The following is a 22955-nucleotide window of genomic DNA, read 5'->3' as shown; positions in this document are numbered from 1 at the left end:
CATCTTCGCGTCAACATTTTTTCGACAACAAAAATAAATGTCACTGCAAGACACACTCATTCAGGGAAGAAACCGATGAAAAAACTCCTTTCAACGGCCATGCTGGCCGGTACCGTGCTTTTGTCTGCCAACGCCTTTGCGGCCGATCTGACCGTTGGCGTCAGCTGGTCCAACTTCCAGGAAGAACGCTGGAAAACCGATGAAGCCGCCATCAAGGCTGCTTTGGAAAAAGCCGGCGCGGAATACATCAGCGCTGACGCACAGAGCAATCCATCCAAACAGCTTTCCGATATCGAAAGCCTGATCGCACGGGGTGCAGATGCCCTTATCGTTCTGGCACAAACTCCGCATCCATCGGCCCGGCTGTTGAGCTGGCACTTAACGAAGGCATCCCGGTGGTTGGCTATGACCGCCTGATCGAAGACCCGAACGCCTATTACATCACGTTCAACAATAAGGAAGTCGGCCGCCTACAGGCAGAAGCCGTCTTTGGCGCGCAGCCCAAAGGCAACTATGTCTTCATCAAGGGCGCACCGACCGATCCGAACGCCAACATCCTGCATCAGGGCCAGCTTGAAGTGCTTCAGGCTGCGATTGATTCAGGTTCGATCAATGTTGTCGGCGAAGCCTATACCGACAGCTGGCAACCAGCGATTGCACAGCGCAACATGGAACAGTTCCTGACCGCTGCGGATAACAAGGTTGATGCGGTTGTCGCATCCAACGACGGCACGGCGGGCGGTGTGGTTGCCGCCCTTTCAGCGCAAGGCATGCAAGGCATCCCGGTGTCCGGTCAGGATGGCGATCATGCGGCGCTGAACCGTGTCGCCCTTGGCACCCAGACAGTTTCGGTCTGGAAAGACGCCCGCCTGCTGGGTCAGCGCGCAGCGGAAATCGCAGTTGATTTGGCGTCTGGCACCAAACTTGGCGATGTAAATGGCACCCAGGATTGGCAGAGCCCGAATGGTGTCACGATGAAATCCTTCTTCCTGGATCCGGTTGCGATCACCCAGAACAAACTTGATCTGGTGATTGATGCTGGCTGGGTTTCCAAGGATGTCGTCTGCCAAGGCGTGTCAAGCGGCAAGGTAGCTGCCTGCAACTAAGGCAATACTGTTTCGTTCTGCCTTGCTTAACAAGGGGCCGACAGCTGTACCCGCACACTCCCTCACAGCATGTCGGCCCCGCTGCCTTACGAGCTTTTTCATGTCACGACTGCTTTCGAAAATGGAAGTCGACCGTCGTCTGGTTGGCCTTGCCGTTGTTTTGCTGATCATCTGGGTTGGCTTTGACATCGCATCAGGCGGGCGATTTATCACGCCACGCAATATCTTTAACCTGTCTGTTCAAACCGCCTCTGTCGCCGTTATGGCTTGCGGCATGGTCTTGATCATTGTCACCCGCCATATCGACCTTTCAGTCGGTGCGATGCTGGGTGTTCTGGCCATGATCATGGGCGTTGTTCAGACCGATATCCTGCCCCAATTCCTTGATTACAATCACCCGATCACTTGGATCTTGACCGTTCTGGTCGGCATTGCATTGGGTGCAGCTATCGGTGGGCTACAAGGCGTTGCCGTTGGTTATCTTGGTGTTCCGGCCTTTATCGTCACGCTGGGCGGCCTTCTGGTTTGGCGTGGTGCGGCATGGTGGGTGACACAGGGGCGCACGGTTGCTCCGCTTGACCATAATTTCATTTTGCTGGGCGGCGGGATTGAAGGCACGATTGGCGCAACCTGGAGCTGGATCGTCGCACTGGTTGCAATCCTTGCCATCATTTATGCCGCCATCATGGAACGCCGTCGCAGGCTGTCATTTGAATTCCCGGTCAAACCGATCTGGGCGGAATACACCAACACCATCATCAAGGGCGGCCTTGTTCTGGTCGTGATCACGACACTGAACGCCTATCACCTGCCAACCCGCGCGGCAGAGCGCCTATTGGAAAACAAGGGCATTCCGATCACACCGGAAAACCTTGAAATTGCGCACGAAATCCCGATCCCGCTTCTGATTGTTGCGCTGGTGGCGATTGTTCTGACCATTGTCGTCAAACGCACCCGGTTTGGTCGCTATATCTTTGCGATGGGTGGCAACCCACAGGCTGCAGAACTGGCAGGGATCAATGTCAAACGCATGACTGTTGCTGTCTTTGCTCTGATGGGTGTGTTGTGCGCAATCAGTGCGGCCATTTCATCGGCCCGCCTGCAGTCGGCTGGCAATGATCTTGGCACCCTTGATGAACTACGTGTGATTGCAGCAGTTGTGATTGGCGGCACATCTCTTGCCGGTGGCGTTGGGACGATCTATGGCGCGCTGATTGGTGCATTGGTGATGCAAAGCCTGCAAAGCGGCATGGCGCTTTTGGGTGTTGATACATCGCTTCAAAGCATTGTCATCGGACTGGTTCTTGTTCTGGCCGTGTTTAGCGACAAGTATTTCCACCGTCGCTACAGCGACCCGACCGCGTAAGGAGACCGGATATGACTGATACCAATATGACGAATGATCCGCTGGTCGAAATGCGCGACATCCATATCAGCTTTGGCGGGGTCAAGGCGGTCGACGGGGTTTCGATTGATCTTTATCCCGGTGAGGTGGTCGGTGTACTGGGCCACAATGGCGCTGGCAAATCGACACTGATCAAAATCCTGTCGGGTGCCTATCAGGCCGATAGCGGCCAGATCATTGTCGATGGCAAGGAAGCCAAAATCGAAAATGCCCGCGACGCACGCGATAACAATATCGAAACGATCTATCAGAACCTTGCATTGGCCGATAATCTTGATGCTGCCCAGAACCTGTTTTTGGGCCGCGAAGTCATCGACAAGTTTGGTTTTCTTGATGATGCGGCGATGGAACATAAGGCGCGTGAAGTCCTGCATCGTCTGAACCCGAATTTCAAGAAATTCACATCCCCCGTTTCCGCCCTTTCCGGTGGGCAGCGGCAATCGGTTGCCATTGCCCGCGCGCTTTTATTCGAAGCCCGCGTACTGATCATGGATGAACCCTGTGCCGCCCTTGGCGTGCATGAGACCAAAATGGTCGGTGAGCTGATTGATCAGCTTAAACGTGACGGTTTGGGTATTTTGTTGATCAGCCACGATCTTCATGATGTGTTTGATCTTTCTGATCGGCTGCATGTCATGAAGAACGGCAAACTGGTCGGCAGCGTTCGGACCGAAGACGTTACCCATGACGATGTCCTGGGCATGATCATTCTGGGCAAAATGCCTGAACATCTTTTGCATCTGGCAGGCCCGGGTGCGACCAACCGCAAAACAGATGAGGCCACCACATGACCCATGGCTTTCCGGCAAACCAAACTGACATCCTGCCAGAAGACGCCAATCGCGCAGTTCTGATCGGACGTATCTGGGACCCACGCGTGTCGGGCCCAACCCCGGTTCTGGTTGACGGCGAAACGCTGCGAGATATCAGCAGCCTCGCCCCAACCATAAGCCAGCTACTCGAACGCGACGATCTGGTTGCCAGACTGTCAAATGCGTCGGTCTTCCCGACGATTGCATCACTTGGCGATGTGATTGAACAATCCCGTCCGGGTGCTAATAGCAAAACCACCCACCTTCTAAGCCCCAATGACCTTCAGGCAATCAAGGCAAGCGGCGTCACCTTTGTCGCAAGCCTTCTGGAACGCGTGATCGAGGAACAGGCACGCGGCGATGCCAGCAAGGCCGATCAGATCAGAACCGAAATCACCGGCATCATCGGTGATGACCTGTCGCAGATTGAGCCGGGATCGGAGAAGGCCGCCGAGATCAAACGTATCCTGATCGAAAAAGGCGCATGGTCGCAATATCTTGAAGTCGGGATCGGCCCGGATGCCGAGATTTTCACAAAGGCCCCGGTTATGTCCGCTGTCGGATATGGCGCGCATGTTGGCCTGCACCCGATTTCAAACTGGAACAACCCGGAACCCGAAGTCGTTCTTGCCGCCAACTCGATGGGAAAGATCGTCGGCGCGACGCTTGGTAATGATGTCAATCTGCGCGACGTCGAAGGCAGATCAGCCCTTTTACTTGGCAAGGCAAAGGACAATAACGGGTCGTGCGCCATCGGCCCGTTCATACGCCTGTTTGACGATCATTTCACCCTTGAAACCGTGAAATCAGCCGACCTTGCGATGGCGGTTGATGGCAAGGATGGCTATCACCTTGATGCGGTAAGCTCTATGAGCCAGATCAGCCGCACGCCTGAAAGCCTTGTCGGGCAGGCCATTGGTCGCCATCACCAATACCCGGATGGCTTCATGCTGTTTTTGGGCACCATGTTTGCGCCCACCGATGATCGCGGCGGCGCTGGCAAGGGCTTCACCCATGAAATGGGCGATATTGTCACCATCTCCACACCAAGCCTTGGCAAACTGATCAATCAGGTGGATCGATCCGATGCGATCAATCCGTGGCAGTTTGGCATTACAGCACTGATGACCAATTTGGCGGCACGCCGCCTGCTCTAATCCCTTGCCAAAAAGGGATAAAAAATGCCCATATCAACAAGGCGGGTGAAACGCCCGCCTTGCGCATTTCAAAGGATACAGACCAGCCTCATGAGCCGCCGCACCGACGCAGACACTCCGCGCCAACCATCCCAGATCGCGATTTTGCGTTATTTGCGCATCCATGGCCCTGCGGCACGTATCGATATTGGCACCGCCACGGGGCTCAGCCCGGCAACCGTCACCTCCTTGACCGCCGACTTGATGGCACAAGGCTTGGTGCAGGAAAGCCAGGGCAGTAATGGCACGAATGGGGCCACCAATGGCAACCACGGCGCCACGCGCGGCCGCCCCAAAGTTCTGCTTGATCTGGTGCCAAATGCGGCCTGCGTTATCGGGGTCAAGATCACGATTAACCTGATCGAAATTGCGCTTGGCAATTTCAAAGGCGAGATCGAAACAAGTTCCGAGCACAGCATCAATACCCGCGACCTTGATGAAGCAGAACTGATCGCAACCCTGATCAAGCTGATTGACGGGTTTATCGCCGATCACAAGGGTTTCTCATCACGTCCACCGGTCGGCATCAGCATCGCGGTTCAGGGCGTATGCGACAGTAATTCCGGCGAAATCATCTGGTCCCCTGCCCTGCGCCATCGCAACATTGCGCTGACCAAGGCACTTGGTGAACGGTTTGGCGGCATTGTGCAGATGTCAAATGACGCCAACTGCATCGCCACCGCCATCTCGCAAAACACCAACCTGCATCGCGATGGCGACTTTGCCGTCATCATGCTGGGCTATGGTATCGGCATGGGACTGGTCCTGAACGGATCGGTCTATAATGGTGATTTCGGAACGGCTGCCGAATTTGGACACACCAAATACCAGCCCGATGGACCGCTTTGCAATTGCGGGCGACGTGGATGTCTTGAGGCCTATATCGGTGATTACGCCATCCTTCGCGATGCACGTGGCCTGATTGATCTGCCCGATGCCAATAGCCTGCACCCAAGCGAAGAACAAATGATGGATCTGGTCGAACGCGCACGCAAAGGCGACGAAGATTTGGCCGACCTGTTCCGCCATGCAGGCAAGGTTCTGGGATATGGCATTGCCAATCTGATTGCCCTTTTGGGTCCCAAACAGATTTTCATCACCGGATCGGGTGCACGCGCCTATGACATGATGGAACCGGAATTGCAGCGCGGCCTTAGTCAGGCACAGGTGCCGGAACTCCGCCGCGGTCCCCAAATCACCCATCTGGCATGGGACAAGGATTTGGCATTACAGGGCGCGATTGGCCAAAGCCTGCTGCGACATGATGAAAACATGTTTCAGGCAGCACCTGTCGCCAACTGACCCCAACACCCCAAAATAAAAAGCCGCCCCAGCTGGAGCGGCTTTTTCGCTGACGAAGCATCCGGTCTTAGCGACCGGTCTTCTTGCGCCATTCTTCGTAATTGGCCTTGGTTTCATCCTTGGTTGCCGGATACAGACCAATAATCGGCTTGCCCGCAAGGACTTCTTCGAGAACAAAGTCCTCAAAGCTTTCCATGCCGGTGCATTCATCCGCCAGCTCATCCGCCAGATGGGCCGGGACAACAACCACGCCATCCTTGTCACCGACCAGAACATCACCCGGGAAGACCGGCGCATCACCGCAGCCGATCGGCACATTAAGGTCATAGGCCTCATGCAGGGTCAGGTTGGTCGGGGCACTCGGGCGGGAGTGATAGGAATGAATGTTAAGCTTGCCAATGCCATCCGCATCGCGGAAGCCACCATCGGTAACGATGCCCTCAACGCCACGCTGTGCCAGACGGGTGACAAGGATTGAACCAGCAGATGCCGCACGTGCATCCTTGCGACTATCCATCACCAGAACATGACCAGCCGGGCATTGTTCGACCGCGATGCGCTGCGGATGATTGGGATCGCGGAAAACCTCGATCGGGTTGCGGTCTTCGCGCGCCGGGATGTAACGCAGGGTATAGGCCTGCCCGACCATGTTTTCTTCCTTGGTCGCGACCTGATGCACATTCTGAATGAACTGGTTACGCAGGTTGCGCTTATAGAGCGCAGTGCAAAGCGAAGCGGTGCTGACTTTCTTGAGCTTGTCGCGTGTCGCACTGCTCAGGACATAATCACTCATATTTCGTCTCCGTGGGTTTGCCCGACCATTTCTGATCGGGCCGCATCTTGATGGAAAAGCAGTTACGCGATGTCAGCCGGCAGCACATCGTCCGGAATGTTCTGATAGCAAACCGGACGCAGGAAGCGACGGATCGCCATCGTCCCGACCGAAGTTGCGCCAAAGTTCGTCGATGCCGGATATGGTCCGCCATGCACCATGGTGTCGGAAACTTCCACACCGGTCGGGAAACCGTTGGCCAGAACGCGACCTGCCTTATGCTCAAGGATCGGCAGAAGCGAACGGGCATCTGCGGCATCATCGGCATCAAGGTGCAGCGTGCAGGTCAGCTGGCCCTCAAGCGATTTGGCAATCGTGCGCATCTGAGCAACATCAGAAACACGCACAACCAGACCAAGCGGGCCAAAGACCTCTTCACCCAGCTCATGATTGGCAAGCCAGTTATCACCGGTGGTTTCAAACAGATACGGCGTCGCATTGCGAAGATCACATGACGTGGTCAGAACTTCTTTGACACCCGACGTTGCAGCAACGCGTTTCGCCCCGGCGCGATAGGTTTCTGCCATGCCATCGGTCAGCATGGTTTGCGCCGCTACACCCGAAAGTGCTTCTTTGGCCGAGGCAACGAATGCATCCGCATCCGGACCATCAATCACAACAGCAATCCCCGGATTGGTGCAGAACTGCCCTGCCCCCATGGTGAGCGACCCGGCCCAACCGTTGCCAAGTGCTTCGCCGCGCGCCTTCACCGCATTGGGCAGAAGGAACATCGGGTTGACCGAGCCAAGTTCGCCAAAGAACGGGATCGGCTCCGGGCGTGATGCACACAGATCAAACAGCGCACGACCACCACCAAGCGAGCCGGTAAAGCCAACCGCCTTGATCAGCGGATGCTGCACCAAGCTTTGACCCACATCACGCTTGCCACCCTGGATCAGACTGAATACACCCGGATGGATACCGCATTTCTTGATCGCGCCATCAATGGCCTGTGCAACAATCTCGCCCGTGCCGGGATGTGCCGAATGCCCCTTCACCACAACCGGGCAACCAGCCGCCAAGGCAGACGCCGTATCGCCACCCGCGACCGAAAATGCCAACGGGAAGTTTGACGCGCCAAACACGGCAACCGGGCCAATCGGACGCTGCATCAAGCGCAGATCAGGACGCGGCAGCGGTGCGCGATCCGGAAGGGCTTCGTCATAACGACGATCCAGATAAGCGCCATCAAGGATATGGCTTGCAAACAGACGAAGCTGGCCAACCGTACGCCCCCGCTCACCCTGAAGGCGGGCTTCGGGCAGGCCGGTTTCCTGCGTGCCGATTTCGGTGATTTCATCGCCACGCGCATCGATTTCATCGGCAATGGTATTGATGAATTTTGCGCGTTCTTCGCGGGTCGAATAACCGAAACTCCAAAACGCTTCTTCGGCGGCCTTGGCAGCCTGATCAACCAGTGCTGGCGTTCCGACCGGGAAGGTATTTGCCGGGCCGTGTGCCGGTTCGGACTGGAAGGTCTGATCACTTGCGACCCACGCGCCGGCAATCAGATGTTTTCCTGTCAGAGTATAGGACATAGGTGCCTCCTTGGTGCGGCGGGGCCGCTTATTTTACAAGATTGTTTTCGCGCATGAAGCCAACCAGCTTGGCATGCTGCGTATCGGTCAATGGCCAAGCAGATGGCGGGCGCGTCGCACCACAATCATCACCCAGCAATTTCAGTGCGGCTTTCACACCGGTCACGTTCGTACCGTTCATTTCTTCGGCACGAACTTCTTCAAAGGCGCTCATATCGCCGATCAATTGGCGTGCTTTGGCATAGTCACCTGCCTCAAGCGCTGCGTGGATCGCCATGGAACGTTCCGGCCAGACATTGATCAGACCCGATGTGAAACCACGCGCGCCAACCGCGTAAAATGCCGGTGCCCATGTTTCTGCCAACCCACCGACCCAAACGATATCCGGATCACAGGCATTGATTGCCTCGGACAGTTTCATCGCATTTGGCGTTGCCCATTTCACACCAGCTACACCTTCGATGGCACATAGATCCGCAATCGCCTTGGTGCCAATGGTGTCATTGCGCAGATACAACATCATCGGAAGCCCGCCCGATGCATCGGCAATGCGTTTGATATATTCAACAACACCGCGCGGGGCGACGAAAGGATCTGGCGGCTGATGGATCATAAGCGCCTCTGCCCCGGCTTCTGCCGATGCCTTGGCAAGCGCACAGGCATCACGCACACCACGACCAATCCCGGCCAACATCGGTGCGCGACCATCAAGCATCTCGGCAACAGATTTCGCCATGGTGATGGCTTCATCGGTGGTCAGTGCATAAAACTCGCCGGTATTGCCATTCACGACCGGAAAATGCACACCGGCGGTCAGCGCACGATCAATGATCGGCTTGAGCTTGGCGGGGGCAAGATCACCATTTTCGTCATAGGGCGTAACAAGGATGCCCGAAATTCCCGACAGCACGCCGCGCAGATCGGATTTGGAAAGTGCCATGGATCAATATCCCTGAATGCTGCGGGTCACGGGGCACATACCACTCCGGACCCTGGTTCTTATCGGTATCTTTGACTTAGAAGATGTCTGGTTCGCCTGCGGTCTCGCCAAATTCCGGCGAAAGGAAATCAAAGTCGCAGCCTTCGTTGGCCTGGGTGACATGCTTGCCAAACATCCAGCCATATCCACGCTGATAGCGGGGTTCGGGCTGAACCCAGGCCGCACGGCGACGTTCGAGTTCTGCGTCATCAACCAGCATGTCCAGACGACGGTTATCGAGATCAAGTTTGACGATATCGCCAGTCTTAAGCAGTGCCAGCGGACCACCAATGTAGCTTTCCGGTGCGACGTGAAGCACACATGCGCCATAAGACGTGCCAGACATACGCGCATCCGAAATACGCAACATGTCACGATGACCTTGCTTGATCAGCGCTTTGGGGATCGGAAGCATGCCCCATTCCGGGAAGCCCGGCCCGCCAAGCGGCCCCGCATTACGCAGAACCATCACATGATCTGGCGTAATTTCGAGGTTTTCATCTTCCACCGCCTTTTTCATTTCCGGATAGCTGTCAAAGACAAGTGCCGGGCCCTGATGATTGCGGAACTTCTCGTCACAGGCAGCAGGCTTGATCACAGCCCCGTCCGGGCACAGGTTCCCGCGCAGAACCGCAAGCGATCCTTCATGATAAACCGGATTTGAAAGCGGGCGGATGACATCATCATTATAAACCACTGCACCTTCGAGGGTTTCGGCAAGGGTCTTGCCGGTCACGGTCGTTACAGACGTATCAAGCATATCCCCCAACTGCGCCATAAGGGCACGCAGGCCACCGGCATAGAAGAAATCTTCCATCAGGTAATCGCCTTTGCCCGACGGGCGGATATTGGCGATCAGCGGTGTCGTGCGGCCCAACGCATCAAGATCATCAAGGGTGATTTTAATGCCTGCGCGGCGCGCCATCGCCAGTAAGTGGACAACTGCGTTGGTCGAACAGCCGGTCGCCATTGCAACAACGGCAGAGTTCCGAACCGATTCCGGGGTGACGATCTTGTTCGGGGTCAAATCTTCCCAAACCATATCAACGATGCGGCGACCACATTGGGTCGACATGCGCATGTGACCGGCATCTGGTGCGGGGATCGAAGACGCGCCGGGAAGGCAAAGCCCCATCGCCTCGGCAATGGCGGTCATGGTCGATGCGGTTCCCATGGTCATGCAGTGACCATATGAACGGGCAATACCGCCTTCGACGCCAACCCATTCTTCGTCACTGATGTTACCAGCGCGGCGTTCGTCCCAGTATTTCCAGGCATCGGAACCAGACCCAAGGATCTTACCGGCATAGTTGCCGCGCAACATCGGACCAGCCGGCAGATAGATCATTGGCACACCAGCCGAAAGCGCCCCCATCACAAGGCCCGGCGTGGTTTTATCGCAACCGCCCATCAGAACCACGCCATCAAGCGGGTGAGAACGGATCATTTCCTCGGTCTCCATCGCAAGCAGGTTGCGATAAAGCATCGAGGTCGGTTTGGTGAAGGATTCGTCGACGGAAATCGTCGGCAGTTCGACCGGGAAACCGCCCGACTGATGCACGCCCTTTTTGACGTCGGCCGCGCGCTCACGGAAATGCAGGTGGCACGGGTTAATCTCCGACCAAGTATTGAGGATGCCGATTACCGGACGCCCCGTCCAATCTTCGGGATCAAGACCCATCTGCATCAAACGCGAACGATGCCCGAACGAACGAAGATCATCAGGCGCGAACCAACGCGCACTTCTTAAATCTTCTGCGGACTTTTTAATTTTGTCGGACATGACGTCTCTCCCGTCGTTCGGCCCCGCCAATCTGTCACACGACATAAGATCAAGGGACCTGTAGTTTTTTGATCGATGCTTTATGTATGCGCATACATAGACAGGATGTCAAGCATCCTTACAAGCAGCGCAGCATGATTTTCTCTAAGCAAAATGACTTACGGATTCAACAATTGACAGGCTTTGAAACAAGATGTATCAAAATATGTATGCGCATACATAACGCTTGTTAGTTTACAAGCTGAATAACAACAAGAACAAGCAACACCAACGCCTTAAGGGAACCACACCTTGGGGATACCGGGGACACCCCCATATTCAGGAATACGTCATTCGGGAGGAATCTTATGACCGGACTCTTTAAAACCATCGCCGCCGCTGCTGGCTTTGCCGCCATGGTTGCTTCGCCTGTTCTCGCCTCTGCTGCTGATCTGCCGAGCAACATCCGCCTTGTCATCGGTTCAAAATCAACCGGTGGCGACACCTATCAGAACAGCGCGATTGTCGCCGAAGCACTCGCCAAGAAACTCGACATCAATATTAAGGTCGATGCTGTTGGTTCGAGCGAAGCTTTCAAGGCGCTGCAGCGCGACTCTCGCGGCACCACCATCATGATCTTCCATGATCAGTCCTATCTCGGGAACCTGTATGGTGTTCGTGGCTATGACGACATCTTTGAAAACTACATCGTCGGCCCGACCGTCGCGATCAACCCGGGCAACGCGTATCTCGTGCCGAAAAACTCGCCCATGCAGTCGATGGAAGACGTCTTTGCTGCGGCAGCGGCTGGTCAGCGCGTTCGCGTTGCCATTCAGGCCGGTGGCGTTTCCGAAATTGGCTTCTCGGCCATGAAAAACGCAGCCCGTGTGATGAACCCGGGTTCGGAAGCCAACATCGTTCCGGTCAATACCGGCTCCCAGGCTGATAAAAACCAGCTGATGTTTGATGGCCAGGCTGACGTGATCAACGGTTCGGTTCAGGCAAACGAACAGTTCACCCAGCTTGCCGCAGAAGATCAGAAAGCAATGCGCTTCATCTGGTTGACCGCACGTGAAGAAACCATCGAGCAGGCAAACCCGGAAGGCATGGGCGACACCACCCGTGACGAACTTCTGGCCTTCACCACCCCGAATGTCAGCGTCACCCTTGATGGTTCAAGCAACTTCACCTTCGACAAGGAATTCTTCTTCCTGTTCAACAAGGACATGGATGCAGAACAGATTGCGGCAATCGACACCGCGCTGAAGGAAATCTATGACGCGGGCGACATCCAGAAAACCCAGAAAGCGTCCTTCTTCATTCCGAATTACAAGCCGCAGGCTGAAGCTTCGAGCTACCTGAAGGCAAAGCGCGATCAGTACCGTCAGGTTATTGACTCCATCGCGACCAACTAATCATGGCTTTGGCCCGGCATTCATTCGCCGGGCCATCCTTGCCTGATCTGGTGGCTTTATGCGCCCCGCCAGCCAATCCCGCTAAAAATACCCCGATCCGATTTTCATCGTGCTTGGAAATCAGTACCATGGGGATAAAACAGGCACATATCGGAGGCGTCCCATGTCGTTTGACTCCCCCTTTCATGTGACGGTTGATTTCAGCTCGTCACATCTGATTTTCCCAACGATTATCGCCGTAATCCTTGGCATTCTGTTCATCTCGATCCTGATCACGCGCGGCAGTACCATTTTGGCGACGGTTACCAATGGCACCTGGTGGCCAGCGGGCATCGACCATGTTCGCTTCTTTGGTACGCTGGCTTTGACCGTGGTCTACTTTCTTGCCATGCCAAGTGTCGGGGATCTTTTCCCCAATACCGGACTTGGGTTCTATCTGTGCTCGATCCCGTATCTGTTCGCGCTAAGCACGCTGTTCTTGCATGAACGCAGCCGTCGAACCCTTACGATCGCAGGCGCCAATGCGCTGATCGCACCAAGTGTCGTCTGGTACATCCTGTCCGAACTTTTCAACATCTCGCTGCCTTAAGGCCCCGAAACGGGCGCCATTGGCGCGGATTGAGCCAAGAGATTTGTTATGGAACTTCTATCCATTCTTACCCCGCTGTTTTTCGGACTGGTTGCCGCTGGCACCGTGATCGGCATCATTTTTGGGGCCATTCCCGGCATGACCGCGACCATGGCGGTTGCTGTCTGCTTGCCGCTGACCTATTCGCTGGGACTTGAAAATGGTCTGGCACTTTTGCTTGGTCTTTATGTTGGCGGGATTTCCGGCGGCCTTGTTCCGGCCATTCTTTTAAACATTCCGGGCACTCCGTCATCGATCACGACCACGCTTGACGGGTATCCGATGACCCAGAATGGCGAAGGAGAACGCGCGCTTAAGATCGGCATTACATCGTCACTGGTTGGCGGCCTGATCAGCCTTGCAGCGCTTTACCTGTTCGCCCCAGCACTGGCCGACTTTGCCATCAAGTTTTCCTATATCGAAAAGTTCCTGATCATATTCTTTGCACTGACCGTGATGGCAGCCCTTTCAAGCAGCCTACTGATCGGGATTTTCAGCGGATTTCTGGGCATCTTCATCAGCCTGATCGGTGCCTATGACATTTCGCGCGGCGGCAATGGCGAGCTGCGTCTGGTTCCGGAATTTCTGGAATACTACCTTGAAAGCGGCTTTTCGCTTTTGCCGGTTCTGATCGGCCTGTTTGGTTTGGCGACCATCCTGATTGATGCCGAACAGGGCATGAAAGATGAAAAGGGCCTGTCGAAGGTCAAGATCGGCGGTGCGCCGTTCAAGCTTTCGGTGTTCAAAGGCCAATTCATTAACCTGATCCGCTCGTCATCGATTGGCACCTTTGTTGGCATTTTGCCCGGCGTTGGCGGCAGTGCCGCGTCCATTCTGGCCTATAGTCAGGAAAAGAACTTTTCGAAGAACCCGGAGAAGTTCGGCAAGGGTGCGCCCGCTGGCGTGATTGCATCGGAAAGTGCCAATAATGGCCTGACGGGTGGAGCACTTGTGCCACTCCTGTCGCTTGGCATTCCGGGCAATTCAACCACCGCCATTCTGATTGGCGCCTTTACCCTTCAGGGAATACAGGTTGGTCCGCTGTTTATCGGCAACAACCCGATTACCTGGGATGCGATGATCATTGCCATGCTTGTGGCCAATATCGTGATGTTCCTTGTCATGGTGTTTGCGATCCGTCATCTGGCCAAAGTGGTCACGGTTCCGAAAAACATCTTGTTCCCGATCATCCTGATGATGTGCGTGGTTGGCGCATACACAATCAATTACGGGGTAATGTTTGATGTCTGGACGCTTTTGATCTTTGGTCTGTTTGGCTACCTCGCCCATAAGATCGGGCTTGAAATCGCGCCCTTTATCATCGGCTTTATCCTGGGTCCGTCGGCTGAAATCTATTTCGTCAAAAGCCTGGAATCCTTTGGCACGTTTTCGATCTTCTTTACCAAAAGCTGGATCGCGGTGCTGCTTTGGGTCCTGATTGTGATTTCGATCGCGTTTTCCATCTCGGTCGCGCGCAAGAAAAAACGCATGAGCGAAGGATCCGACCAGTAACTCGTAAGACCGAACACCGCCGGGCAAGAAGCAACAATCCTCTCCCTGTATTGTAAAGTGGCTCCCACCCTGGCCACGCTTCTTGCCCCCCTTATTTTGCTGATGTAATGTCCGAAACAGACTGATATTGGCCGACTTTGCGCCGCAACACCGCCGGACAATTGATTGTCAGGTCACCAGATCAAGAGACAAAAACACTTGTCATCCATTGCGAAAAACAGCGATCCGATCACCGCAGCCGAGATCAAAAGCGGTACTGTCACGATGGAGACAGTGGGTCGTATCGCGGGTGTCTCGCAAGTTACGGTCTCACGTGCGCTTAATGATCCGAAAAAGGTTTCGGCCAAGACACTGCAACGTATTCAGGATGCCATAGAGCTGACCGGATACGTTCCCAACATGGTTGCAGGTGCGCTGGCATCAAAGCGCAGCAAGCTGATCGCGGCCCTCGTGCCATCGATCACGAACGTGATCTATTCCGATATGATGCAGAACTTCATCAATGTCATTCGCGGATCGGGCTATCACGTTTTGATGGCCGAAACCGGCTTTTCACAAGATGAAGAACAGGCTGTTGTCTCCACCATGCTCAGCCGCCGGCCCGATGGCATCCTTTTGACCGGCATCCATCACTCTGCGGGCTGCAAGCGTATGCTTCTTGGTGCTGGTATCCCGGTGATTGAGGTCTGGGACATTACCGAAAACCCGCTTGATGTTTGCATCGGCTTTTCGCATATCAAAACCGGTGAAGAAATGGCGCGCTATGCGGTCAAGAAGGGCTATGACAAGGCACTTATCGTCTCTGCGGGCGATGAACGCGCAGTCCGTCGTAAAGAAGCCTTTGCCGCGCAATTCACTCAACTGACGGGAAATGCGCCGATTGAGGTTCTGTATGAAGCAGGAGCAACGATTGAGCGCGGACGCAATGGCCTGACGTCAGGACTGGAAAAGGGGTTCAAGAACGGCATCATCATGTGCAGTTCGGACCTTCTGGCCCACGGCATCCTGATCGAAGCACAGGCACGCGGTCTTCGCATCCCTGAAGACATGGCCGTGCTTGGTTTTGGTAATCAGGACTTTTCGCCCTTCACCCTACCCGCTCTGACAACGGTGCAGGTCGACCGGCCGCATCTTGGCCAACAGGCAGCAGAAGCGTTGGTGGCCCGGATTGAAAACCGGCCGCTTCCGACAAATACAATCGATATCGGATTTGAGATTATCGAACGCGCATCGACCTGATCAGATCAATCAGGCAAAGCGGCGAAACAGCCCACGACGTTCCCGGCAAATCATGGTTAGCCCCGCCTGACGGGCCAGATTGACCGCGGTTAAGGTCGGTCCGGACAAGGTCACAAGCCCGCCAACGCCGCATTGCACCGTTTTGGTGACGATTTCATATGAACAGCGACTGGTCATCAGAACAAAACCACCTTCTGTATCAATGCCTTCGCGCGCAACGGCACCAAGCACCTTATCAAGTGCGTTGTGACGGCCGATATCTTCGCGGACCAGTTTGATATCCCCAGTCACATCGACAAAGGCGCTGGCATGCAAAAGCCCACCGCCTTCACGGTTGCGCGTTTGTCGGGCGGGCAATTCATCAATCGCACGCAGAACAACGTCTTGCGCCATGTTTGACGGGGTGACTTTGCCGATTTTATCCATTGCCACTGCCTCAAGCGATTGCACACCACACAGGCCGCAGCCAGATCGACCTTCAAGCGTGCGTTTCTTATCATCAAGACGATCAAAAACATCATCATGAAGGTCGGCTTCAATCACATAGCCCTGAAGGGTTCTGCGCACATCGCGCAGCGTGATTTGCGAAACATCATCGACAATCCCCTCAGACAGGGAAAAGCCGATCATGAAGTCTTCCAGATCATGGGGGGATACCATCATCACCGCATGCGATTGCCCATTAAACGTCAATGCAGCCGGGACTTCCGGCTGCAAGGTAATGGGCGCATCATCATTGCCGTCATCGCGCGATACGGCACGTGCCATATCAAAATCACGGCCATCAAGGATGCGGTTCTCAGATGGTTTGGGCGTCATGCGGTTTCTTTGACCTTGCGGATCGACGGGGCTGCTTCGATCACCAGCGGATGAAAACCATCATGGCCAGCTGCGATCATGTCAAACAGCTGCTTGCGCATGCGCGGTTCCCAGAAATCGCTGATATGACCGGCAACACCCGATACCCCTTCGTCATGGGGTTGGGATTTAAAAAAGGTCGCGATCTGATTGGCCATATAGACAAGCTTGTCAGGTGCCATTGCTGTTCACTCTTTGGCTGTAAACTTTTCAGGTAAAGGAGGTGCCAGACATCATGCCAAGGGAGTATAGCACAATGTCTGGCAGGGCATCCTATTCGGCGGCATCCACGCGCGGCTTGATCCGGCGCGACATTTCCGCCTGACGATCATATTCCACCTGCCATTCGGACGGACCGTTGCTCGGTGAAACCTGTACTGCCGTCACCTTGTATTCCGGACAGTTGGTTGCCCAATCCGTGTAATCGGTGGTGATGACGTTGGCCTGCGTGCCCGGATGGTGGAAAGTGGTGTACACCACACCCGGTGCCACACGATCGGTGATGGTAGCGCGAAGGGATGTTTCGCCCGACCGTGATGCAAGACGGATCCAGTCACCTTCGCGAATGCCACGTTGTTCGGCATCATGCGGATGGATTTCCAGAAGGTCTTCCTTATGCCAGGCAGTGTTTTCCGTACGGCGCGTCTGCGCCCCCACATTGTACTGACTAAGGATACGTCCCGTCGTCAGAAGAAGCGGGAAGCGCGGACCGGTCCGTTCGTCGGTCGCAACATATTCGGTAACAACGAACTTGCCCTTACCACGGACAAAGCCATCGATATGCATGACGGGCGTGCCAAGCGGTGCCTTGTCATTACATGGCCACTGAACCGACCCTTCACGCTCGAGCAGGTCATAGCTGACATTGGTGAAGCTTGGCGTGGTTTTGGCGATTTCGGCCATGATCTGTGACGGGTGGGTGTAATTCCAGTCAAGACCCATTGCACGTGCAAGGTTCTGGGTGACTTCCCAATCAGCAAAGCCATTGAGCGGCGTCATTACCTTGCGAACACGGTTGATACGGCGTTCTGCGTTGGTGAATGTGCCATCCTTTTCAAGGAAGGTCGAACCGGGCAGGAACACATGCGCGTAGTTCGCCGTTTCGTTTAAGAACAGGTCATGGACAACCACACATTCCATTGCTGCCAGACCGGCGGCGACATGTTTGGTATCCGGGTCGGACTGAAGAATGTCTTCGCCCTGAATATAGATACCCTTGAACGTACCTTCGACAGCAGCATCGAGCATGTTGGGGATACGAAGGCCCGGCTCGTCATCCAGTTTAACGCCCCAGATATCTTCAAAGATATCGCGCGATGCGCTGTCCTGAATGTGGCGATAGCCCGGAAGTTCATGCGGGAACGATCCCATATCGCATGAACCCTGAACGTTGTTCTGACCACGTAGCGGGTTCACGCCAACGCCCGGACGACCAATATTGCCGGTCGCCATCGCAAGGTTGGCAATCGCCATAACGGTGGTGGAACCCTGTGAGTGCTCCGTCACACCAAGACCGTAATAAATCGCACCATTACCGCCGGTGGCAAAGGCACGTGCGGCCTTGCGCATGGTTTCCCCGTCCACACCGATCATATCGGCAATGGCCTCGGGGCTGTGCTTCTGATCAGACACAAAGGTTGCCCAATCCTGGAACTCATCCCAGTCACAACGTTCACGTACGAACGCCTCGTCAAACAGGCCTTCGGTCACGATAACGTGGGCAAGCGACGTCAGAACCGCAACGTTGGTGCCCGGACGAAGGGCGATATGCGCAACTGCTTCGATATGCGGGGACCGAACAAGATCAATCCGGCGCGGATCGATCACGATCAGTTTCGCACCTTGGCGCAGACGTTTCTTCAGGCGCGATGCAAACACCGGATGGCCATCGGTCGGGTTTGCCCCGATCAGGATGACAACATCGGTATGTTCGACAAAATCAAAATCCTGCGTCCCGGCCGAAGTACCAAAGGTGGTTTTCAAACCATAACCGGTCGGCGAGTGGCAAACACGTGCACAGGTATCAACGTTGTTATTGCCAAATCCGGCACGGATCAGTTTCTGAACAAGGAAGGTTTCCTCGTTCGTGCAACGGGACGAGGTGATACCGCCCAGCGCACCCTTGCCGTACTTGGCCTGAATGCCTTTGAACTTGTCTGCGGTGAACCGAAGTGCCTCTTCCCAACTGACTTCCTGCCAAGGGTCTTCGACATTTTCGCGGATCATCGGGTTCAGGATGCGGTCCTTGTGATTGGCATAGCCATAGGCAAAACGCCCCTTCACACAGGAATGGCCCCGGTTGGCCTTACCATCCTTATAGGGAACCATGCGGACCAGTTCTTCGCCGCGCATTTCCGCCTTAAACGAACAGCCGACCCCGCAATAGGCACAGGTGGTAACGACGGAATGTTCCGGCTGACCGATTTCAATAACCGACTTTTCCTGAAGCGTTGCGGTCGGGCATGCCTGCACACAGGCACCGCACGACACGCATTCGGAATCAAGAAAGTCTTCATGCATGCCCGGTGACACGCGGAATTCAAAGCCACGGCCTTCGATGGTCAGCGCAAAGGTGCCCTGTACTTCTTCGCAGGCACGGACACAACGCGAACAGACAATGCATTTGGACGGGTCATAGGTGAAATACGGGTTGGTTTCATCCTTTGCCATATAGCGCGGATTTTCTTCCCCGTTCTGGCGGACCTCAACATGGTTGCCGCCTTCATAACCATAACGCACATCGCGCAGGCCCACCGCACCGGCCATATCCTGCAATTCGCAATCGCCATTGGCCGCACAGGTCAGACAATCAAGCGGATGGTCAGAGATATAAAGCTCCATCACGCCTTTGCGGATTTTCTTAAGCCGCTCGGTCTGGGTGCGAACAACCATCCCGTCCATCACAGGCGTGGTGCAGGATGCCGGCGTGCCATTGCGGCCTTCGACTTCGACCAGGCACAGACGGCAGGATCCGAATGCATCGACCATATCGGTCGCACACAGTTTCGGCACCTGAATGCCCGCCTCCATTGAGGCACGCATGACGGATGTACCTTCGGGTACCGTCACGTCCTTGCCATCAATGGTCAGGGTGACAGTCTTTTCTGAATTCTTCGCGGGGGTTCCGTAGTCGACTTCTTTGATCAAGGACATCGTTTCACTCCGCAGCTATATCAAGCGCGCGTGGCTTGAAATCATCAGGGAAATGGGTCAGTGCGCTCATCACCGGATAGGGCGTAAAGCCACCCAATGCGCACAGCGATCCGAACTTCATGGTTTCACAAAGATCGGTCAGCAATTCGATCTGCAATTCGGGGTCTTCACCGCGTTCGAGCTTGTCGACAACTTCGGTGCCCCGGATCGAACCAATGCGGCATGGCGTGCATTTGCCGCATGACTCAATCGCGCAGAATTCCATGGCAAAGCGCGCCTGCTTCATCATGTCGACCGTGTCATCAAAAACGACCACACCGGCATGACCAATCAGACCATCACGCTTGGCAAATTCTTCGTAATCAAAGGGCGTATCAAACAGTTCCTTGGGGAAATAGGCCCCCAAAGGACCGCCGACCTGAACCGCCTTGATCGGACGTCCGGTTGCTGTACCACCGCCGATCTGCTCGACGATTTCGCCCAGCGTCAAACCAAAGCCAACCTCATAAAGGCCGCCATGTTTAACGTTACCTGCAATCTGGATCGGAATGGTGCCACGCGACCGGCCCATGCCAAAATCACGGTAATATTCCGAGCCCTTTTCCAGGATCACCGGAACAGAGCACAACGAAATCACGTTATTCACAACCGTCGGGCGGCCCATGAAACCTTCAAGGGCAGGAAGCGGCGGCTTGGCGCGGACAACACCGCGCTTGCCTTCCATGCTGTTGAGAAGCGATGTTTCCTCGCCACAGACATAGGCGCCCGCACCCATGCGGACTTCCATATCGAACGCCTTGCCCGATCCAAGGACGTTATCGCCCAAAACACCGGCGGCACGGGCAACTTCGATCGCCTCGTTCATGATGCGGATGGCATCGGGATATTCTGAACGGGTATAGACATAGCCCTTGGTCGCACCTGTCGCGAGGCCAGCAATGATCATGCCTTCGATCAGAACAAACGGCTCGCCTTCCATGATCATGCGATCGGCGAACGTTCCGCTATCGCCTTCATCAGCGTTACAGACGATGTATTTCTGATCGGCGTTTGCTTCGCGGACCGTGTTCCATTTAATGCCGGTCGGGAAACCGGCACCACCGCGACCACGAAGGCCACTGTCTGTGACAGCCTTGACGATTTCCGCATCCGACATCTTAAGCGCGTTTTCAAGCCCTGTCAGACCATCATGGGCACGGTAATCTTCAAGCGATACCGGGTCAATGAACCCGCAGCGCTGGAAGGTCAAACGCGACTGGCTTTTCAAGAACGGGATATCCTGGGTCTTGCCCAGATAAAGCGGATGTTCCCCACCGGTCAGGAAATCAGACGCAAACAGCGCATCGATATCATCGGTGGTCACCGGGCCATAGGCCACGCGACCGCGCGGTGTTTCGACCTCGACCATCGGTTCGAGCCAATACATGCCAAACGAACCATTGCGCACGAGCTTGATATCGGCCCCGGCCGATGATGCCTTTTGCGCGATGGCGGTTGCAACGTCATCGGCACCAAGTGCGACGGCACCGGAATCAAGTGGAACGTAAACCTTGATGCTCATGACCCCACCTTTGCCAAAATGCGATCGGCACTGACGCGGCCAACAACCTTGCCATCGATCATCGCGGCCGGTGCACAGGCGCAAAGACCAAGGCAAAAGACCGGTTCAAGGGTGACTTTGCGATCCGCTGTGGTTTGCGACCAGTCAACATTGAGATGACGGCGCACCTTTTCCCCAAGCGCATCTGCCCCCATGGCCTGACAGGCTTCGGCGCGGCAAATCTTGACGACGTGCTTACCTGCCTTTTCCTCGCGGAAGTCGTGATAGAAGCTTGCAACCCCATGCACCTCTGCCCGGCTGAGATTAAGCTTCTTGGCGATGGTCTGAAGCGCGCCTTCAGGGATATGGCCAAATTCTTCCTGCACCTCGTGCAGGATTGGCAATAGCGGCCCTTCCAACGTGATCAACTGATCACAAATGGCGGCGACGCGGACGTTTTGGTCCTCGGTCGTTTCCGACATGCAGGCCTCTCTCTCAAGCATGTTGAACATGTATTTATTATTGCTGACAGTTTCGGGCATCCGGCCCGCCTGTTCAATAAAGCCATCCCGTTACGCGATAGCGAAAACCTATCAAACGGTTTGCAGCTCGGAAATTCGGGCGGCTTCCTTCAAAAGCGCTGAAACCACAGGGGTTGCAGGCTCGCGTTTTGCGGCGATCAAGCCGACCATGTGGCTGGCATCCGGTTCAATGATCGGAATGGACTTAACCCGATCCCGCATACCAAAACTTTCGACCATTTTTTCGGGCATGATGCTGGCCCAGTTTCCGGTCTGAACATGGCTGAACAGTGCAATCATGGAATCACTTTCCAAGGTAGCACTGACCTTTGCCCCGGCCGCATCAAGATGTTGATCAATGATGCGTCGGTTCTGCATATCCGGCGTCAAAAGACACAAGGGCAGCTTCGCCGTTTCATGCCAGGTAATCGCATTTTGATCGCCCAATTCATCCAGATTGGACGTCACCAGATGATAGCGCTCGCGATAAAGCGGGATCGATGTCACCCGGCCAAGCGGTTCATTGTCCAGATACGTGATCCCGGCATCGATTTGCAGATCATCCAGTAATGCCTGAATTTCCGTTGAGGTCCGCGACAGGATGGCAAAGCTGACATCCGGGTGCTTTTCGCGAAACGGGGTGGTTAATTCATGGACCATCGAAAGCGCTGTCGGGATTACCGCAATTTGCACCTGTCCGGTCAGACCAAACCGCATCGCGCGCATTTCATCACGCATGGACCGTGTGCTGCCGACAATATGACGCGCCCATTCCAGAACACGCTCACCTTCGGGCGTCAGCCCCTGATAGCGTGATCCACGTTTTACCAGCACCACACCAAGATGGTCTTCAAGCTGGCGCAAGGCACTGGACAGCGTTGGCTGTGTCACACCGCATTCTTCTGCGGCGTGGCCAAAATGCTGCTCACGAGCAAGCACCATAAACATTTCGAGCTTATCGATCATTTTATATCCGGCATGGCGACTGGCATCACATTGATTGGATGCACGTTTTTGTGGATGAACACCGAAAGCGCTGGGCGGCATCCTGATTGCAGGATAACCGATTACCCCTACGGGCTTAAAGGTTATTCCTGCAACAGAACGCGGATCCGGATCGGATGAACGGAACCCGGACCCAAGACATGACCGTACAT

At 55.1% G+C, this 22955-nt stretch carries 20 protein-coding genes; 10 read left to right on the top strand and 10 right to left on the bottom strand.

The window, feature by feature from the left end; translation table 11 throughout:
- Positions 1-75: 75 nt before the first annotated feature.
- The 6 genes from ACMZ66_RS14260 (at position 76) to ACMZ66_RS14235 (ending at position 5821) form a co-directional block, all read left to right on the top strand.
- Positions 76-417, top strand: a complete 342-nt coding sequence (locus tag ACMZ66_RS14260) for a substrate-binding domain-containing protein (RefSeq protein WP_416937998.1) — start codon at positions 76-78, stop codon at positions 415-417.
- Complete coding sequence (locus ACMZ66_RS14255; protein WP_416937997.1) at positions 396-1106, top strand: substrate-binding domain-containing protein; 711 nt, start codon at positions 396-398, stop codon at positions 1104-1106. The genes ACMZ66_RS14260 and ACMZ66_RS14255 overlap by 22 nt, the downstream gene beginning before the upstream one ends.
- Positions 1107-1206: 100 nt before the next feature.
- On the top strand, positions 1207-2472 hold the full coding sequence (locus tag ACMZ66_RS14250; RefSeq protein ID WP_416937995.1) for a sugar ABC transporter permease: 1266 nt from the start codon (positions 1207-1209) through the stop codon (positions 2470-2472).
- Between the two features lie 11 nt (positions 2473-2483).
- Entirely contained in the window at positions 2484-3302 is an 819-nt protein-coding gene (locus ACMZ66_RS14245) for an ATP-binding cassette domain-containing protein (RefSeq protein WP_416937993.1), read from the top strand.
- A complete protein-coding gene (locus ACMZ66_RS14240) occupies positions 3299-4480 on the top strand; it encodes a fumarylacetoacetate hydrolase family protein (RefSeq protein ID WP_416937991.1) in 1182 nt (393 codons plus the stop codon). The genes ACMZ66_RS14245 and ACMZ66_RS14240 overlap by 4 nt, the downstream gene beginning before the upstream one ends.
- 90 nt (positions 4481-4570) lie before the next feature.
- Positions 4571-5821 (top strand): ROK family protein, encoded by a 1251-nt coding sequence (locus ACMZ66_RS14235; RefSeq protein ID WP_416937990.1) that lies wholly within the window; start codon positions 4571-4573, stop codon positions 5819-5821.
- Positions 5822-5888: 67 nt separating this feature from the next.
- Here the strand turns inward: ACMZ66_RS14235 and ACMZ66_RS14230 are convergent, their stop codons facing one another.
- The 4 genes from ACMZ66_RS14230 to araD form a co-directional block, all read right to left on the bottom strand.
- The gene (locus ACMZ66_RS14230) at positions 5889-6614 is read right to left on the bottom strand and encodes a ribonuclease activity regulator RraA (protein ID WP_416937988.1); all 726 of its coding nucleotides are present in this window, start codon (positions 6612-6614) and stop codon (positions 5889-5891) included.
- A 62-nt stretch (positions 6615-6676) separates the two neighbouring features.
- Entirely contained in the window at positions 6677-8191 is a 1515-nt protein-coding gene (locus ACMZ66_RS14225; protein WP_416937986.1) for an aldehyde dehydrogenase (NADP(+)), read from the bottom strand.
- 28 nt (positions 8192-8219) lie between these two features.
- The gene (locus ACMZ66_RS14220) at positions 8220-9131 is read right to left on the bottom strand and encodes a dihydrodipicolinate synthase family protein (RefSeq protein ID WP_416937984.1); all 912 of its coding nucleotides are present in this window, start codon (positions 9129-9131) and stop codon (positions 8220-8222) included.
- A 76-nt stretch (positions 9132-9207) separates the two neighbouring features.
- Positions 9208-10953, bottom strand: coding sequence for an L-arabinonate dehydratase (araD, locus tag ACMZ66_RS14215; RefSeq protein ID WP_416937982.1), 1746 nt, complete (start codon positions 10951-10953; stop codon positions 9208-9210).
- Between the two features lie 347 nt (positions 10954-11300).
- Between araD and ACMZ66_RS14210 the strand changes: the two genes are divergently transcribed.
- The 4 genes from ACMZ66_RS14210 (at position 11301) to ACMZ66_RS14195 (ending at position 15726) form a co-directional block, all read left to right on the top strand.
- Positions 11301-12347, top strand: a complete 1047-nt coding sequence (locus ACMZ66_RS14210) for a hypothetical protein (RefSeq protein WP_416937980.1) — start codon at positions 11301-11303, stop codon at positions 12345-12347.
- Between the two features lie 163 nt (positions 12348-12510).
- Positions 12511-12936, top strand: coding sequence for a tripartite tricarboxylate transporter TctB family protein (locus ACMZ66_RS14205; RefSeq protein ID WP_416937979.1), 426 nt, complete (start codon positions 12511-12513; stop codon positions 12934-12936).
- 48 nt (positions 12937-12984) lie between these two features.
- Positions 12985-14487 carry a tripartite tricarboxylate transporter permease gene (locus ACMZ66_RS14200; protein ID WP_416937977.1) on the top strand — a complete coding sequence of 501 codons (1503 nt, stop codon included), beginning with the start codon at positions 12985-12987 and terminating at the stop codon, positions 14485-14487.
- A 198-nt stretch (positions 14488-14685) separates the two neighbouring features.
- Positions 14686-15726, top strand: coding sequence for a LacI family DNA-binding transcriptional regulator (locus tag ACMZ66_RS14195; RefSeq protein WP_416937975.1), 1041 nt, complete (start codon positions 14686-14688; stop codon positions 15724-15726).
- A 9-nt stretch (positions 15727-15735) separates the two neighbouring features.
- Here ACMZ66_RS14195 and fdhD read toward each other — a convergent pair whose 3' ends face one another.
- The 6 genes from fdhD to ACMZ66_RS14165 form a co-directional block, all read right to left on the bottom strand.
- Entirely contained in the window at positions 15736-16545 is an 810-nt protein-coding gene (gene fdhD, locus ACMZ66_RS14190; protein WP_416937973.1) for a formate dehydrogenase accessory sulfurtransferase FdhD, read from the bottom strand.
- Positions 16542-16766 (bottom strand): formate dehydrogenase subunit delta, encoded by a 225-nt coding sequence (locus ACMZ66_RS14185; protein WP_416937971.1) that lies wholly within the window; start codon positions 16764-16766, stop codon positions 16542-16544. The genes fdhD and ACMZ66_RS14185 overlap by 4 nt, the downstream gene beginning before the upstream one ends.
- A 91-nt stretch (positions 16767-16857) precedes the next feature.
- Positions 16858-19737 (bottom strand): formate dehydrogenase subunit alpha, encoded by a 2880-nt coding sequence (gene fdhF / locus ACMZ66_RS14180; RefSeq protein WP_416937969.1) that lies wholly within the window; start codon positions 19735-19737, stop codon positions 16858-16860.
- Between the two features lie 4 nt (positions 19738-19741).
- Positions 19742-21298, bottom strand: a complete 1557-nt coding sequence (locus ACMZ66_RS14175) for a formate dehydrogenase beta subunit (protein WP_416937967.1) — start codon at positions 21296-21298, stop codon at positions 19742-19744.
- Positions 21295-21819 carry a formate dehydrogenase subunit gamma gene (locus ACMZ66_RS14170; protein WP_416937965.1) on the bottom strand — a complete coding sequence of 175 codons (525 nt, stop codon included), beginning with the start codon at positions 21817-21819 and terminating at the stop codon, positions 21295-21297. The genes ACMZ66_RS14175 and ACMZ66_RS14170 overlap by 4 nt, the downstream gene beginning before the upstream one ends.
- A 51-nt stretch (positions 21820-21870) precedes the next feature.
- Positions 21871-22764: a LysR family transcriptional regulator gene (locus tag ACMZ66_RS14165; RefSeq protein ID WP_416937964.1), complete on the bottom strand. Its 894-nt coding sequence runs from the start codon at positions 22762-22764 to the stop codon at positions 21871-21873.
- Positions 22765-22955: the final 191 nt, after the last annotated feature.

The sequence above is a fragment of the Thalassospira sp. genome (assembly GCF_048059015.1).
Taxonomy (GTDB): Bacteria; Pseudomonadota; Alphaproteobacteria; order Rhodospirillales; family Thalassospiraceae; genus Thalassospira.
This window is presented reverse-complemented; position numbering and strand designations above follow the sequence as displayed.

Bases quoted from the DNA above. Each gene is read 5' to 3' on its own strand.
- ACMZ66_RS14175 (WP_416937967.1), bottom strand. From the start codon at position 21,298: ATGAGCATCAAGGTTTACGTTCCACTTGATTCCGGTGCCGTCGCACTT.
- ACMZ66_RS14170 (WP_416937965.1), bottom strand. From the start codon at position 21,819: ATGCCCGAAACTGTCAGCAATAATAAATACATGTTCAACATGCTTGAG.
- ACMZ66_RS14220 (WP_416937984.1), bottom strand. From the start codon at position 9,131: ATGGCACTTTCCAAATCCGATCTGCGCGGCGTGCTGTCGGGAATTTCG.
- ACMZ66_RS14205 (WP_416937979.1), top strand. From the start codon at position 12,511: ATGTCGTTTGACTCCCCCTTTCATGTGACGGTTGATTTCAGCTCGTCA.
- ACMZ66_RS14240 (WP_416937991.1), top strand. From the start codon at position 3,299: ATGACCCATGGCTTTCCGGCAAACCAAACTGACATCCTGCCAGAAGAC.
- ACMZ66_RS14225 (WP_416937986.1), bottom strand. From the start codon at position 8,191: ATGTCCTATACTCTGACAGGAAAACATCTGATTGCCGGCGCGTGGGTC.
- ACMZ66_RS14260 (WP_416937998.1), top strand. From the start codon at position 76: ATGAAAAAACTCCTTTCAACGGCCATGCTGGCCGGTACCGTGCTTTTG.
- ACMZ66_RS14210 (WP_416937980.1), top strand. From the start codon at position 11,301: ATGACCGGACTCTTTAAAACCATCGCCGCCGCTGCTGGCTTTGCCGCC.
- ACMZ66_RS14165 (WP_416937964.1), bottom strand. From the start codon at position 22,764: ATGATCGATAAGCTCGAAATGTTTATGGTGCTTGCTCGTGAGCAGCAT.
- ACMZ66_RS14230 (WP_416937988.1), bottom strand. From the start codon at position 6,614: ATGAGTGATTATGTCCTGAGCAGTGCGACACGCGACAAGCTCAAGAAA.
- ACMZ66_RS14250 (WP_416937995.1), top strand. From the start codon at position 1,207: ATGTCACGACTGCTTTCGAAAATGGAAGTCGACCGTCGTCTGGTTGGC.
- fdhF (WP_416937969.1), bottom strand. From the start codon at position 19,737: ATGTCCTTGATCAAAGAAGTCGACTACGGAACCCCCGCGAAGAATTCA.
- ACMZ66_RS14200 (WP_416937977.1), top strand. From the start codon at position 12,985: ATGGAACTTCTATCCATTCTTACCCCGCTGTTTTTCGGACTGGTTGCC.
- ACMZ66_RS14245 (WP_416937993.1), top strand. From the start codon at position 2,484: ATGACTGATACCAATATGACGAATGATCCGCTGGTCGAAATGCGCGAC.
- fdhD (WP_416937973.1), bottom strand. From the start codon at position 16,545: ATGACGCCCAAACCATCTGAGAACCGCATCCTTGATGGCCGTGATTTT.
- ACMZ66_RS14235 (WP_416937990.1), top strand. From the start codon at position 4,571: ATGAGCCGCCGCACCGACGCAGACACTCCGCGCCAACCATCCCAGATC.
- araD (WP_416937982.1), bottom strand. From the start codon at position 10,953: ATGTCCGACAAAATTAAAAAGTCCGCAGAAGATTTAAGAAGTGCGCGT.
- ACMZ66_RS14185 (WP_416937971.1), bottom strand. From the start codon at position 16,766: ATGGCACCTGACAAGCTTGTCTATATGGCCAATCAGATCGCGACCTTT.